Raw genomic sequence first — 13,157 nt, 5'->3', positions numbered from 1 at the left:
CCTTTGGGCTCTCATACGGCGCGGACATCTTCAACTGGTCAAGAACCAAGACGAGTAGTCTGCGCCAGGGACCGAAGCCCGTAGGGCGGAGACGACGCGAGCGAAGCGAGTCGGGGTCAGTGGCTCCGCTCGCGAGGGCCTGATCGCTGCGGAAGCGGCGAGGCGCCCGTAGTCCGCTCACTACCCAACTCCGGACATATCCGATCTAGAATCAACGGAAGAGAAGGGCCAATAACGACCTAAGCATCACTTCGGAGATCGGGTCGCCCTACTGGCGGACATGCGAGCACTCCCGGTCGCCCCCTAGTCTCGAGTGTTCGCTTACAAGACGAGAGCGGAAGCCATTGAGAGCAAGTACCCAACTTGCATTCTTCCCGCTCGCCCTTGCGTTCTCTCTGCCTCCGCTAGCAGACCTAGCGCTGCCGACGCTAGTTGCTCTGGAATACTGTCGCGTCCCGGGCATACAGCCGAACATAGTCGTAGGGGATTGATCCGAAGCCCGACGCTCCCCAACCTACCCCCCAACTGTTCTTGAATTCGAAACGCGAAGTTACGTCGCTATATCCACACAAACAGATTACATGTTCACCATCTGATGGCGATGCTCCGTCCACCACAATCGAAGAAAGCAGTCGCTGTGTTTGGTCGAGTTGTGCAGCGGTGGGCATGTTCACGATCCCTGACGACGGCCAGGTGGACCACCAAACCGTAACTTGCACGGTGATGACATAACCAAGTTCAGATATGCAGCGCTTAAGCAGATTTACATCTGCATTGTTGATCCACCAATTCTGCTTTCCCCGATAACTCAGGGCTTCGGTGTGGGCAGCTTGTCCCGGATCGGGCCCGCCCCACTTGGGATACGGTTGTGTGCTTGTGTACGGATGCGTGGATTCCTTACAAATTCCGCGATTTAGAAGTGATGCCCACGCGTCTTTTATCCATGTTCCCTCAGAGCTATTTTCGATTTGCTTGGCGCCCCAATAAAGCTGTTGCTCGGAGAAGTCTCGCGTGCGCCTCCAATTGAATTCGTGTTGAGAACACGCTCCGAATGCCGTGCAACTACCGCGCGAACCTTGATGCCTTGCAGCCGTCATTTCTTCGCGTCTAGAAAAAACCGATGGAATCGCGACTGCTCGCGGAGGTGCAGATCGGAATAGATGCTGTGTCAAGTTTGGCGGAATATCGGCATCTGCATCAAGAAACTGGTAAGCTTCCATTGAAGCTCTGTGTGCGGCGCGCTCACGATCGCTGAACGTCATTAGCTTGAAATATTCGCCTCCGGTGACGACGTACAATCCACCGTCGATCGTGTCGAGTACTCCAGGCATTCTGTGCTCCTTTCGCACAAGCAGCCGCGGCAATGCCCCCCGATCAACTGCACATAACCAGGCGTCTCAGCCCGCGAAAAGCGTAAGGCGAACTAACTCCCCAGCAAGACGAAATCACTTCTCTTAACTGAGAATGACCGGTGAAACCGCCACCCAGAAATCGCATCCTTATAAAATAGGCGCCCCGCCAAAACGTAAAACGTTTGGTTGGACTCAAGGAACTCCCTCGCGTCACGTCCCGTTAGAACTGCATCGATCGGGATAGCATCCATAGCCACACCATCGCATGGTCTTCGCGCGTATTCCGTTCCAAGCCACGTTGAATAGAGGTCAACTACAATTTCAGCGCCTCTGGACTCGATTATATGAGCACTAGGAAGTAACTCTTTTATCTCTTGCGACGCGTTTGCAAAAATCGAACTGTCAACTTCCAGGCCAACTACCAGCATCAATTTCACACCTGAAAGGACACGTTCACCCAAGGTTTCATCGTAGAACGCTCGTGCCGTAGCGGATAACACTTTCATTCGATTCGCTACGAGGACAACATTACTACTTCTTGTGTCACGGACGGCGAACGCATCTTTGTTGCGCGCTAATGCTAATGGTTCAAACCATTCTGCGCCTCGCTCCGCACCAGTCGAACCGCTCAAATTACAGACGAAAGGTGCGCGACTCTCAGGAAAATATTGTATATTCTGCGTGCAGGCACCAACGCACGGCGTTGCAAGCAAAAACAATATGTGCCGAATAAGCATGGTTCAATTGCCCACAAAATCGATTGTGAACGCTTCTTCTTGTGATTTAACTATCTCAACCACATCCATAGTTTTACGAAAGGAGACTTCGGCAGGCTGAGGTGTGCCAAAGTCAATTCTATAGCCCCCGTTTGGATGCTGCACTATTGAAAACGGAGAGAACGAAACCTGTTCTGCCCACTCAATACCATCAACAACGCTGAGGTGCGCTTTCTGAGCCAGCACTCCAGCGAGTGCGTTCCCCTGTGTGAGAAATAGCCCCCTTGAGGACAGGGCTATAAGTTCTTGACTGGACAAGCTCGCGGTGGCAACAACTCGCGTTGAAAGAAACGGCTCCGAAGTGCCCCTATACGAAATTCGCAAGTATCTAGCATTTTCTGATAACGCTTGACGCACAAAAGGCCAATCATTCTGTCGTGTTTTGATGCTAATGTTACCTTTAAGGCCGATCGTTTTAACGAAGCGGAAGCTTAGCACCCGCGCGTCAAGTGGGCCGTCCACGAAAAGGCGATCATCGCTGAGTAAGATAGTTTTGCAGTTTTGAGGGTCGGTTGGCAAAGGCTTGTAGTCCAGATTCAAAGACAGGGCGACGATCAAATCTGAACCCGATCCCACCTCGCCCGTTTTAACCAGACTGATATGGTCGGGGAACATTAGGAAATTCCTACCCCGTTCGTCATAGAAGTGGCGACCAGGAGGTGTCATGACGCGTCTGCAAGCTTTGCATCGACCACATGCTGTAGCTGCTTGCGCGTTTCAATCACCTGTTCATCGCTCATGTTATAAATAGCATCTATTAGGTCGTCCCGGCAGCTGTCGACTAGGTTTAAATCCGTGCAATTCTGTATTTTATCCTTCGGCACCTCAACCATCAGTCCAATCGAAATCGGAATGGGTGCAGAAGCTCCATGAATCGTAATCTTGATATTTATGATTTCACTGATATCAACTGTCGACTGCTTGCGTTGATAGGCGCCATTCCACCACCACCACCGTTCAGCCTTCGCTTCTGCTTGTGTAGTTTCTGGCTTCATATCGGCATGAAAATCGAAAGCTTTGTCGAGAATTCGTTTCATTAAGTCGTCGAATATTTTCTCCGGCTTATACTTGGTTGTAATTTGATCGTTTTCGTCCCAGACAGTAAATTCAATTATATGTCGCTCTTTTAAGGTCTCAACGGCGTTGTAAATGTCAGCTCTCGCGTACCATTTGCCTACGGAGAATGCCTGACTGAGATAGGAGTGAACTTTCGAAAGATCCGCAAAAACTCGAATAGCCCAGGGACGTGTCGTGCCGATATAATGATACAATACTTGCCCGTTGATGATCCCGCCGCCCTTCAAAAGCCCTTTAAACTCTGTGACATTGTCCGCGCCAAAAATACCAAAATTGAATGGAAGTTCGGCGCCAATATTCGACCCGACGAGAGTTGGCGCCTGAAGAAAATATCCCTCATCAGCTCCAATTATTTGCCTGAGTGGCGTTCTTACGCGCCTTGTGTCCCACAACAACTTTGCTTGCTTGAATCTTGTGACTACCACTGGGTCCATGCCAGTATAAGATTCATTGTCGACCTTCCACGCCTCTTCGGCAGCAATACCCTCCAGCCACCAATCGGCGCCCAAAATAATGACTTGACCGGCTTGCGACATTGGAAGAGGAGCGATCCGTCCGCCGTATTCTTTTTTTAGAGCTGCTTCCAGCCCGTCAGGCAAGTACGGAACTAGCATCCCTAGCCCTTTTGCCGAGGGTATTCTTATCGTTTCACATATTGAGCAATTGACCTTCGGTTTATTGGATCCATCTCGGGCAATTCGCATGCTGGGTGGCACGACGTAATGAAGATTGGGGTCGGTGTCATCGCGATAAACCGGATAAAGCTGATTTTTAAAGGTATATCCGACATATTCGTAGGCGATTGGCCGACCCATGGCGAACTCCCGCACAAAATCAAAAGACTTATTAGCGGCCTTATTATAGTTTAACTGGCCCTGCAATGTAGAGTGGTGCACGCAACTTATTTCGATCGTGGCTCGAAGGGCACACAAGTCGGCCCGTATGAACGGTGTTCGTATTGCGCTCCTGCGGTATGGATCCGATATCGATTTCGGCCTCGCGGCCGTTATCCTTTCAAGGCCCGAAGGTCGCGCCGTCCTTTCTTCGTCTTCTAGAATGTCGCAGTTCTCTTCGGGACGCGCCAACCAAAAGGAGCCGTCTAGTTGCTTGTGGCCCTTGCCGATTTACCCGTCGGCAGGTTTACGGCGACAACAGACGTGCCGGCCGATTTTCTGCTCATACTCGTACACCTACCGCTACCCCCACTTTATTGGCGTTGCGGTCGTGTGCGCGCCCTATGCTGCGGCTGCTCAGATCGGCTCAGGGTCAAGAGCGACTGCAGCAGTTTAAAGCCGCTACGTCCGCTTCTCTAGCAAACGCGGTCGATTACTTCCCAATGGAGACCAATGCCACATGCTAGAATGAGCCATGCCGAAAGTGCTGAAAGAAGCCGTCGCCGCGGTGCGGTCGCTCGATCGTGGCGAGCAGGAACGTGCCGGACAGGTGCTGCTCGCGTGGCTCAACGGGTCAAACAATTCCGACCTGTTAGACGCATAACGAGAGAGCTCCCGCGATTGCACGCGGGAGCTCCAATTGCCCCTAAGGCCGGCTGTCTATTGACGTGGTCGTGACATCATCGACGGGCAGCAGGTTAACGCAGGAGCGAGGGCGAGCCCGTGCTGGATCGGCGGTCGGCGCCGTCCCACCCGATGCAATTATCCCATGCCGAGCGATCGCTTGAGTCGCGCCAAGCCCTCCTCGCAATCGCCGATCGCGAAGACGAAATCCGGCGAGAATGACGAGAACTGCATGAGCGCCGCGTCGGGCATGTCCTTTGCTCCGTGTGTTAGCCGGATGCGCAGGATCTGGATGCCAGCTTTGTTCAGCCACAGCGTGAGGTCATCGCCCTGCTGGCCGATACTTATCTCCACGTCCGTGCACGCGACGGGCAATGTACTAGGACGCGCGTCGCGCACGTCTTCGTCAGTGTACTTGTACGTCATCACCTTTCTCCGCTCCGTACCATGCGCGACGGCCCACCATGAGCCGGCGCGTTCGATACAGAGAACCCCGCGTATCTGCGACACGCGGGGTCTGGTTGCGCGCTATTTGCGCTTTCCCTTATTAGCCGCGGACTTCTTCTCGTCCTCGGCTTGGTCCTCATCGGTGTACTCCCTGAGCACGATCCGGCCGTTGGCCGGCAGTGCCGCGAGCACGATGTTGAGGCCCTTGCCGTCCTTGTGAGGCCAGGCGGATCCGATTTTGGTCCAAAAACCCTGATCCTCACCCTCGCCGCGATCTTCCACGACGAACGCCTTATGCGATGGACGTTCTCCGGCCATCTTCCTTCTCCTTTCTGTGCGATGCTCGATCGGCGCGATGGCGAACCATTGCGCAACGAGCCGTGCCGCTTCTCGTGTGGTGACGTTCTCGTATTCGGCGACGAATTCGAGAACACCGCCGCCCGCGTCGTGATGTGGCGAGAAGCACTTCCACATGCTGCGGGTGGGATCGACGACGAACTGCTTGCGGTTCGAACCCTTATGAATCGGACAACACCCGACGAGGGAGATGCCGACCCGCTTCAAATCTGCGAGGAGGCCGTAACGCTCCAAGACCGCGGTCAGCGGCACGCGTCGAACCTCGGGAAAGGGGATGATCTCGCCCTTGGGCATGTGCCGGTCCTCTCTCAAAGAGCACTCCCTACACATGCAGTATTCCGTATGCGGTATTTTTCGCAACGTTGACAAGGCGCAGCCATCATTTCGCTACGTGAAGGATGCGCCGGCACTGGAGGCAACCCGTCAAGGGCGCCCCTCGCGTCTGCGCGCTCGCCCATGTGGGCGCGGCGGAGCCGTAAACCCTTGACGGGTTGCCAGGCCGACGCGGGAAGGAGTAGCGAAATGATGGAAGATGCGATCACGCGCCCTCCAAGAGGGAGACATCATCGCGCTCGCTCGTGATCCAGATCGGACCGAGCGGGCCATGCGCGTTGAGGCGTTGTGGCGTCGTGTAGATGAACATTCCCGCGAGACGGCCGCTGGTGATGGCATTCTGAGCGGCGAGCATGTTCATGATGCGCTTCTCAGATGGAGTCACCGTCGCGACACGAAAGCCCTGGAAGCCCCACTGTTCGCGATGGCGCTCCTCACGGAAGGCCGCCACATATGCCGTTATCTTGCGCGCAAAGCGTCCCGTGACGCTCATGCTGCCGGTGTCCAGCTCGAGCGCGAAGTTGAAGCGCCGTTCGTTTGTGAGGGTGAGGCTGAGCAGCCGATCGGGCACGACGGAAAGGGGGATCTTCTTGCCTTTGTCCGTAATGGACACACGCAGGCGCATCGGATCGCGCAGCTTCCGAGTGTGTTCCGGCAAGTCCCCGACTAGTGACCCACCGTCACGCACAGCGACGTCGCCACGCATCGCGCAGGCGGCCTCGAAGAGGATCATAGCCTCAGTCACGCCGAGTGCGTGCAAAAGCCATGCGTTCGACGCGCGTCGGTTTTTCGTCGCCCACTTGAGACGGGGATCGATATCCTCGCCGAGTTCGGCAAGCAGGTTCGCGCCTTTGCGGCCGATGCCGTACACGAGGTGGGAAAAAGCCTGGAGCTGGACGTGCTGATTTGAAGGGCGATCGAGATACCGATGCGCGAAAAGCGCCATGAGGCGGCGCGTGACGTTCTGCTCACTGGCGTCAGGATCACTGATGCGCATGTAGCGGACGAGTTGATCACTGGTCGCAAAGCGCCAACGCGCAACCGCTTGGAGCAGGGCGACGTCCCGATCCGTGAGCCGGAACGGCGGCGGCGTCTGAGGACGGGAGAGACGCTTCGGACGACTGAAGTGCGTCGTCAGCATGGGTTTCAGTGTACCATGGTTCACTTGCGGTTATCCCCAGGTCGCTTGCCACCCTTGATGAGCCAGAACGAGCGCGCCGGCTCGGGCATCGAGAAATCTGGTTCGGCCGGATCTGCGGGCGCGAGTTCCGCAAGGCGTGTTGCGATGAGTGCATCAACCTCGTCGACCGGAAACAGGCAGGCACTCTTGGCGACCGTCCGGCGATGAAAGAGCGGCATGAAGAGCCGCCGGAACGCGGGCGTCGCGAAGGCCGGCTCGGTGGTCGTTGTGCGCGTGCGCACCGGTGACGCGTTGTCGACTTTGACGAACACCTCACGCAGGGCGAGATTCTGGATCTCGCCGGAAAGCCGATGCAGTTGCTCGGGCAGCGAATACGTCTGGCTCGGAAGCCATTCCAGGATCGGCACCAGACTCTCGCTCTCACCCGCACTTTCTGAGCGTCCAGAGCTCGTGCCGCGCATGCGACCACGCGAGGTTCCCCAAATCTCGCTCGTCGTTTCGCCCTCAGCCTCGGAAGTAGCACGCGTGCGCGATGTTGAGCGGGCGTGCGACGTGCCGGAGACCCGCGATGAGGATTGACCGGATGACCACGACGAACTCGTGGTGACCCCGGTCCCCGTGCCGACGCTCTCGCCGACGGAAAGGACTACCGGCTCCGGTGCCGGAAAGAACAGCGGTTCGTCTTCAGGCGGCGGCGCCATGGTTTGCGAAGCGCTGGCGCTCTCAAAGGTGGATGAACTCGTGCCGCCTCCTTCGCCCCACGTGGATCCGATCCCCGTTGCCTCGGAGCTGCCGTCGGTGATGCTCTCGCCCTCGGCTTCGGTAACGCTGCGCATCCGGGAGCGTGCGAACCCCCGCGCGATGCTCTCGCTTTCGCTCTCCGCGGAATGCGACGCCTCACTGGTGCCCACGGACCGACTGCGCACGATCTCGCGCCGGTAGCCGGCCACCACTGGCCGCTCGGTGCCGGGTTTCCATTCATTGAGGGCAAGGTGGCCGCTGAAGAGCAGCCGCGCGGCATAGTCCGCATCATTCGGCTCGGGAAGACGAAAGATGAGTTTGGTGCGTGTTCCGCTCATAACCGCCGACAAGGTGGAGGCTGAGTCGCCGTCACCAAGCTTGTCGAGCTGCGCCAACCGCTGAATGGCAATGATGAGCTGGACGTTCCGCTTTCGCAGGCGGTCGAACCCGCGCGCGAGATCGGGAGAGATGTAGTCGAATGCCTCGTCGAGCATGACGCAGGCATGCGGCGCGCGGCCGGGTTCACGGCAGAGCGCTTCGTGGAAGATCAAGGAGAAGAACGCCTTGCCGATGAGCACTGCGTCTTTGTGCTCGAGGCCCGAAAGGTCCAGAAGAACGACCTCTCGGTCACGCAGGGCGGCAGCGATGTCGAGCGGCCGCTGCGGGCCGAACACACGACGCATGACCGGGTTGCCGTAGACCGGCTGCAGCCGGCTGATGAGCGGATCCTTGTATTCAAGCGCCGCACGTTCGGACAGATTGTCGAGCGCCATCCAGGCGTCGCCGAGAAAGGGGTAGGGAAGCGCGCCGGCGATGACCTCGCGCAGCGCGCCAGCGCCCTGATTGTAGAGTTCCGGCAGCGCCACGAGTGGCCTGCCGGTCAGGGCGAGACCCAAACAGCCGAGATAGAAATACTTGCTGATACGAACGCCGAAGTCACCGGCGTCCGCGGCGAAGAACTGGGCGAAGACCGCGAGCGTGCGCAGCGCCTTGTTGTGGCAATCAACGGGATTGCGATCCGGTACGTCGAGGAGCGGCAGCGCGAAGACTTCGGTCAGAGAAGCCGGCTTCAAGTAGTGGACCGTGCGCCAGCCGAGGTGGTTCTTCGGATTGCCGATGAACTCATAGCACTCGGAGGAGATGTCGCCCTCGGGATCGATCAGAAAGAACGACGTCGCGGGGTTGCGAATCTTCCCGCAGGCTATGTTGATTGCCGCCTTGGTCTTGCCGGTGCCGGTGGATCCGACGAGGAGGCAGTGCCCCTGTTCAGGCCCGAACGTCGCAGTCGTGCCGTCCACGATCGCGTTCTTTCTCATCCGGACTTCTCCCGCACGAGCGCACGCAGCAGCAGGGAGATCTTGCTGATGTTGCCATCGAGCTCCGGGAACTGCGCCAGGATGCTCTCGACGTCGTCGACGGTGAGCGCGTCGCGACCGATATCGGCAGCCGGCTTCACGCCGCCCAAAGCTTGAGCAAGCCGACCACGAGCCTCGGCGAGGACGATGGCCGCCTCCGTCGCCTGTGCTTCGTTCGTAAGCGCGAGCATGCGGAGTCTATACTCCTGCTCCCGACAACAGATCTCCGGCAATGCCGCCAGTTCGACCATGACGCGCGCGAGCCGCATCCGCGCCGAGAGCAGCGAGAGGAGGGCGGTACTCTGCGCCGAGCGGGCTTCGAGGAAGCGCGTATGTGCCTCCACGAACTCCGCGTCCTTCTCGATGATGTAGGTCCGCGTCCCGAACCAAGCACCCGAACTCGACGGCAAGTCCGGTATCGGGATCTGCGGTGCCGGCACCTTGGAGATGTTTCGCTTGTCGTTCATGCGTCATCTCCCCGAGTGCTCTGACGGTACCGGCGCAGGATCTCGTCCGCATCGGCGGCGGCCTTCTCCGTGCGGCGAGCGGCAGCAGCGATGTCGTCGGCCTCGTCGAGGGTGTCGCCGATCTCGCGGGCATAGGTGACCTGCCGGGAGTGACTGTCGTACCAACCCAACACGACGAGCATGATCACGGCGAGGATGCCGAGCCCGACCATGGGGTCGGTCGGCGCGTCCGCTACATAGGTGCGCGGCTGATCGTGGGACTGGCAGCGCCCGTTTCGAAAGATGCTGCCAAATTCACAGCACCACGTCGGCGTCGCCGGATACATGCCCGGAGGGCATGAACTCGGCGCCGGCTCGAAGCGCGGCGGAGGCAAGGACGGATACGATGGCGGGGCAGCCTCGCGGCGACAGCGCCAGGTGAAGATATCGCCCGGAAAATGAGGAGGCTTCAGAAGCTGACAACCCGGAGGGCAACGGATGGAATGACCGGTGTCCCAACAGCGCGCTTGTGCGTCCGCCGGAAGGGCCGTCGTGAGGATCAAAGTCGAGAAGCAGAAGAACGCACACGATCGTGACATCCACTTGTGCCCGGTGCGACACCGCCGATGGATAGCGCCGCTGAGTTCCTAGTGCATCTTGGCGGGAAAACACTCCTCTATGGCATCATGCAAGTCCATGAGGTCGATGACCGTTCCGTCACCGTTGAGACGAGCGTGCTCGCGGAGCTTCGCGTCGATGTGGTAGTGGCAGCGGGAGGCGAAGTCGTGCGGGCTTTCGTCGGGATTGCGCGCGAGGCCGAGCGCCTTGCCGATAACCTCGAGGTTGGACCAACGGACAAACTCGGCCTTGAACGGGTCGGACATAGTTGGTGCTCCTTCAGTGACCCAATGAGTCAGGTGTCCTGGTTCAAATTGTTGGGTTCAGCGGAACCGGCGCTGTAATCACCGCTGGGCCGACTCAAAATCACGCTGACTTCGGCAAAGAAAAGCGAGGCCTGGAGCGCCAGCGCCGCCAGGTCGCTTTGAGTGCGCGGCGCGCCGAGCAGGACGGCATAGGCGACAAAGACCGTGGTGACGAGGTACTTCATGCCACGTCCTCCTCGTCATCGAGATCCATGGCTTCGATACGCTCGATGGTATCCTCGAGATCGGTGATCTTGTCTGCCAGTGCCTCGACCATGCGCTTGGCAAATGAGGACAAGCTCTCTTCGGGATCGCGTGCAAGGTAGAGATCGTGCTCGGTGTCGATGCCGTCGAGTTCCTGTTCAGCGATGTCGCGACGGAGGTCGGAGGCGCCGGGAGGCGCGTTTTTCGTATCATCCATGGCGATCCTCCATGTTCACGCGGCGCGCGCGGAGCGTACTCCTCTTGTACGCATCCCAGAGTTCCGGCTGCCAACGCCGGTCGCGGTAATAGGCGGCGATCTGCTCTGCAGTGTGATCAGCGGCAACCTTGCCCTGGGTGCGGCGAAGAAAGTCGTAGAGCTCGCGGTGGGCAGCGGTTTCGCGCGCTTGCGTGACGGGGTTGGCGTAGAGGAGACCAATCGCGAACAAGAGCTTCGCGAGTTGCGGCGAGTCCGGCTCAGGGGCGTGTGCGTTCATTGCAGGGGACCTGTCGGCCACCTCGTTTGGAGGGGGCCGTGAGTTTCAATGCTTGGTTGTCGAAATCGTCGAGATAGGCGGTGAAGCCGCAGCCGAACCGTGGCGTGCGGCGATGATATCGCCGGCCGTGAGATCCTCGTGACCGTCGACGCCGTCGCTGAAAACAAGCATGCCGGCCAACAGCGTCAGCGCTCCCATTGCAAATGGATGCCTGAAGCGTGCGCGAACACTTACAGCTTCGGCCGGATCGCGAGCGGCCGACAAGTAGCGGACGTATGCCTCCATGCCGCCGACTGGCGGAGCGGCGAGGACGACTTGTCCAAGCCGCAAGCCTTCGTTGTCGTTGCCTACGTAGTACGGGTTGCCTTGGGTCGGCTGCTGCAGCCGCATATGTTCTTGCGACTGATAGCAGCTGAAACGGTAGGGACGAGGCGACCGATTCATGAATCGCTCCTCATCACAGCCGTGATCACGGCTCCTACCGGTCCCGGAGGAGCTTCAAGGATCTCGTCATGATGCGCCTCATTGCGGCAACTCGTGCCCGCACACATCAAGCGACACACGGGGCAAAGGAAGACAGCGCCTGTCGAAGGGCGCTGCTTGAGAAGAGGCTCGATGATGTCGACGATGCCTGCGAACGGGATACTGGATTTCCGCCGCTCCTGCGGCTCGTCAGGGGGATTCGTATCGGCGAGGGAGTTCGTCTCTGGACGTTTTCCTGCAACGCGATTCTGTACCAGACCACGCCGAGTGCTCGTCGTCGAGTTCCGCGACGGCGTTCGATGGGACACAATACTCATAGTGACCTCCTAGGTTGTTTAGGCGGTCGCGAGTCGGAGCTGGTAACTCCGCTGGAAGCCTGATCTACGGATCAGGCTTCTTTCTTTGCGACCATCGCCACGGTACCGAGGAGAAGGTGAGGTGCGAAAGGCCACGGCCATACGGTGACGGCCCCGTTGCCGGAGGACTTCATAGCGTTACGGTAATGCGGCGCGTACCGTAACTCTGTGGGAGCAGTCATGCCTGTACGACAGTCGAGCTGGTGCGTATAAAAACATTCGGTGCCGGGCTAATGGAGCCGCGAATGTCAGACGAAGTTCCTGAAGGAATAGCGTATCGCATCCAGCATTTCCGTGACGCACGCGGGATGAGCGTAACCGAACTCGCGCGCCACGTCGGCGTGCCGACGTCGAGAATAACGGAGTATGAGAACGGTAAGCACAAGCCCGAACGCGACAAGATCGTCGCCATCGCAAATGCGCTCGGAGTGTTGCCTATCGTGCTTACGGCCGATGATCACACACGGCAGTGGATGGCACCCGAGTTCACGAGCAATCCGAAACCGCTCAAGCTCGATAGCATTGTTGTTCACAATTTGTATGCAATCATGGGGGATGGACGCGAGCCGTTCGACGTCCATGTCAAATACACCGACGTTGAACTTCCGCTGCACCCGAACATAAAGCGCCGCTTCGCGGATTTGAGTAAGCTCGTCGAAGAACGCGCACGCAAACAGGGGGCGGCATTCTGGAACGGCCCCATCGTGCGCCTTCTCAAAATACAGGAAAGCGGATCTCACCAACATCCCAGCGGCTACGAACTCCGCGGGCTGGAGCTTGAACTCGCGCCCGTGAGTTGGACAGAGTTTTCGGTCCTCAATACGCTCTTGGACGAGCCTGGACATTTCCCGACCAACCCCACCTTGACCATTCGTAAGGCCTTGGTCGATGAGTCACTTCTGTATAACCATCCGACCGATTTCCAATGGTGTCAGCTGTCGAACATGATGACCATCTGCATGATGCCGGTGACTACGGACGGGTATGGCATCATCCAGCGCCGCAGCAGTGGCGTATCATCGACGCCGGGCAAATTAATCAGCGGCATCTCGGAGAACACACATCGATGGCTTGATGAAGCACCAGCGAACTATTTGTTGAAGCGTATCCATCCCCTGAGGCCGGCAAGAGAACGCGATGGCCTCGTGAATTCAG

Annotated in this window: 16 protein-coding genes; 2 read left to right on the top strand and 14 right to left on the bottom strand. The window is 58.1% G+C overall.

The features are described from left to right. Positions 1-428 precede the first annotated feature (428 nt). From QZV93_RS05680 to QZV93_RS05670, 3 genes are all read right to left on the bottom strand, one after another. On the bottom strand, positions 429-1,331 hold the full coding sequence (locus QZV93_RS05680; protein ID WP_295556706.1) for a C1 family peptidase: 903 nt from the start codon (positions 1,329-1,331) through the stop codon (positions 429-431). Between the two features lie 761 nt (positions 1,332-2,092). Further along, complete coding sequence (locus QZV93_RS05675) at positions 2,093-2,743, bottom strand: hypothetical protein (RefSeq protein ID WP_295556705.1); 651 nt, start codon at positions 2,741-2,743, stop codon at positions 2,093-2,095. 47 nt (positions 2,744-2,790) lie between these two features. Continuing rightward, positions 2,791-4,020 carry a hypothetical protein gene (locus tag QZV93_RS05670; RefSeq protein WP_295556703.1) on the bottom strand — a complete coding sequence of 410 codons (1,230 nt, stop codon included), beginning with the start codon at positions 4,018-4,020 and terminating at the stop codon, positions 2,791-2,793. Positions 4,021-4,573: 553 nt separating this feature from the next. On the opposite strand from QZV93_RS05670, the gene QZV93_RS05665 reads away from it, so the two are divergent. Continuing rightward, positions 4,574-4,702, top strand: coding sequence for a hypothetical protein (locus tag QZV93_RS05665; RefSeq protein WP_295556702.1), 129 nt, complete (start codon positions 4,574-4,576; stop codon positions 4,700-4,702). A gap of 158 nt (positions 4,703-4,860) precedes the next feature. Here the strand turns inward: QZV93_RS05665 and QZV93_RS05660 are convergent, their stop codons facing one another. The 11 genes from QZV93_RS05660 to QZV93_RS05605 form a co-directional block, all read right to left on the bottom strand. Continuing rightward, the gene (locus QZV93_RS05660) at positions 4,861-5,148 is read right to left on the bottom strand and encodes a hypothetical protein (RefSeq protein ID WP_295556701.1); all 288 of its coding nucleotides are present in this window, start codon (positions 5,146-5,148) and stop codon (positions 4,861-4,863) included. A 102-nt stretch (positions 5,149-5,250) separates the two neighbouring features. Further along, positions 5,251-5,820: a CHC2 zinc finger domain-containing protein gene (locus tag QZV93_RS17580; protein ID WP_363156629.1), complete on the bottom strand. Its 570-nt coding sequence runs from the start codon at positions 5,818-5,820 to the stop codon at positions 5,251-5,253. A 244-nt stretch (positions 5,821-6,064) separates the two neighbouring features. Next, positions 6,065-7,024, bottom strand: a complete 960-nt coding sequence (locus QZV93_RS05645) for a replication-relaxation family protein (protein WP_295556699.1) — start codon at positions 7,022-7,024, stop codon at positions 6,065-6,067. Continuing rightward, the gene (locus tag QZV93_RS05640) at positions 7,021-9,057 is read right to left on the bottom strand and encodes a TraM recognition domain-containing protein (RefSeq protein WP_295556698.1); all 2,037 of its coding nucleotides are present in this window, start codon (positions 9,055-9,057) and stop codon (positions 7,021-7,023) included. The genes QZV93_RS05645 and QZV93_RS05640 overlap by 4 nt, the downstream gene beginning before the upstream one ends. Further along, positions 9,054-9,563 carry a hypothetical protein gene (locus QZV93_RS05635; RefSeq protein ID WP_295556697.1) on the bottom strand — a complete coding sequence of 170 codons (510 nt, stop codon included), beginning with the start codon at positions 9,561-9,563 and terminating at the stop codon, positions 9,054-9,056. Before QZV93_RS05635 ends, QZV93_RS05640 begins: the two co-directional genes overlap by 4 nt. Next, positions 9,560-9,775, bottom strand: a complete 216-nt coding sequence (locus QZV93_RS05630) for a hypothetical protein (protein ID WP_295556695.1) — start codon at positions 9,773-9,775, stop codon at positions 9,560-9,562. Before QZV93_RS05630 ends, QZV93_RS05635 begins: the two co-directional genes overlap by 4 nt. Before the next feature lie 414 nt (positions 9,776-10,189). Continuing rightward, the gene (locus tag QZV93_RS05625) at positions 10,190-10,426 is read right to left on the bottom strand and encodes a hypothetical protein (protein WP_295556693.1); all 237 of its coding nucleotides are present in this window, start codon (positions 10,424-10,426) and stop codon (positions 10,190-10,192) included. A gap of 29 nt (positions 10,427-10,455) precedes the next feature. Beyond that, the gene (locus tag QZV93_RS05620; RefSeq protein WP_295556691.1) at positions 10,456-10,650 is read right to left on the bottom strand and encodes a hypothetical protein; all 195 of its coding nucleotides are present in this window, start codon (positions 10,648-10,650) and stop codon (positions 10,456-10,458) included. Then, a complete protein-coding gene (locus QZV93_RS05615) occupies positions 10,647-10,886 on the bottom strand; it encodes a hypothetical protein (RefSeq protein ID WP_295556690.1) in 240 nt (79 codons plus the stop codon). The genes QZV93_RS05620 and QZV93_RS05615 overlap by 4 nt, the downstream gene beginning before the upstream one ends. After that, complete coding sequence (locus tag QZV93_RS05610; RefSeq protein ID WP_295556688.1) at positions 10,879-11,163, bottom strand: hypothetical protein; 285 nt, start codon at positions 11,161-11,163, stop codon at positions 10,879-10,881. Before QZV93_RS05610 ends, QZV93_RS05615 begins: the two co-directional genes overlap by 8 nt. Before the next feature lie 45 nt (positions 11,164-11,208). Further along, positions 11,209-11,607 (bottom strand): hypothetical protein, encoded by a 399-nt coding sequence (locus QZV93_RS05605; RefSeq protein ID WP_295556686.1) that lies wholly within the window; start codon positions 11,605-11,607, stop codon positions 11,209-11,211. Between the two features lie 640 nt (positions 11,608-12,247). On the opposite strand from QZV93_RS05605, the gene QZV93_RS05600 reads away from it, so the two are divergent. Further along, the coding region (locus QZV93_RS05600; protein ID WP_295556685.1) for a helix-turn-helix transcriptional regulator at positions 12,248-13,157 on the top strand (910 nt) is incomplete at its 3' end.

It is taken from the genome of uncultured Hyphomicrobium sp. (genome assembly GCF_902826555.1).
In the GTDB taxonomy this organism is placed as follows: domain Bacteria; phylum Pseudomonadota; class Alphaproteobacteria; order Rhizobiales; family Hyphomicrobiaceae; genus Hyphomicrobium_C.
Note: the sequence above shows the minus strand (reverse complement) of the source record. Positions and strands in the feature narration are given on the sequence as shown.

Bases quoted from the DNA above. Each gene is read 5' to 3' on its own strand.
- QZV93_RS05680 (WP_295556706.1), bottom strand. From the start codon at position 1,331: ATGCCTGGAGTACTCGACACGATCGACGGTGGATTGTACGTCGTCACC.
- QZV93_RS05675 (WP_295556705.1), bottom strand. From the start codon at position 2,743: ATGTTCCCCGACCATATCAGTCTGGTTAAAACGGGCGAGGTGGGATCG.
- QZV93_RS05670 (WP_295556703.1), bottom strand. From the start codon at position 4,020: ATGGGTCGGCCAATCGCCTACGAATATGTCGGATATACCTTTAAAAAT.
- QZV93_RS05665 (WP_295556702.1), top strand. From the start codon at position 4,574: ATGCCGAAAGTGCTGAAAGAAGCCGTCGCCGCGGTGCGGTCGCTCGAT.
- QZV93_RS05660 (WP_295556701.1), bottom strand. From the start codon at position 5,148: ATGACGTACAAGTACACTGACGAAGACGTGCGCGACGCGCGTCCTAGT.
- QZV93_RS17580 (WP_363156629.1), bottom strand. From the start codon at position 5,820: ATGCCCAAGGGCGAGATCATCCCCTTTCCCGAGGTTCGACGCGTGCCG.
- QZV93_RS05640 (WP_295556698.1), bottom strand. From the start codon at position 9,057: ATGAGAAAGAACGCGATCGTGGACGGCACGACTGCGACGTTCGGGCCT.
- QZV93_RS05635 (WP_295556697.1), bottom strand. From the start codon at position 9,563: ATGAACGACAAGCGAAACATCTCCAAGGTGCCGGCACCGCAGATCCCG.
- QZV93_RS05630 (WP_295556695.1), bottom strand. From the start codon at position 9,775: ATGGTCGGGCTCGGCATCCTCGCCGTGATCATGCTCGTCGTGTTGGGT.
- QZV93_RS05625 (WP_295556693.1), bottom strand. From the start codon at position 10,426: ATGTCCGACCCGTTCAAGGCCGAGTTTGTCCGTTGGTCCAACCTCGAG.
- QZV93_RS05620 (WP_295556691.1), bottom strand. From the start codon at position 10,650: ATGAAGTACCTCGTCACCACGGTCTTTGTCGCCTATGCCGTCCTGCTC.
- QZV93_RS05615 (WP_295556690.1), bottom strand. From the start codon at position 10,886: ATGGATGATACGAAAAACGCGCCTCCCGGCGCCTCCGACCTCCGTCGC.
- QZV93_RS05610 (WP_295556688.1), bottom strand. From the start codon at position 11,163: ATGAACGCACACGCCCCTGAGCCGGACTCGCCGCAACTCGCGAAGCTC.
- QZV93_RS05605 (WP_295556686.1), bottom strand. From the start codon at position 11,607: ATGAATCGGTCGCCTCGTCCCTACCGTTTCAGCTGCTATCAGTCGCAA.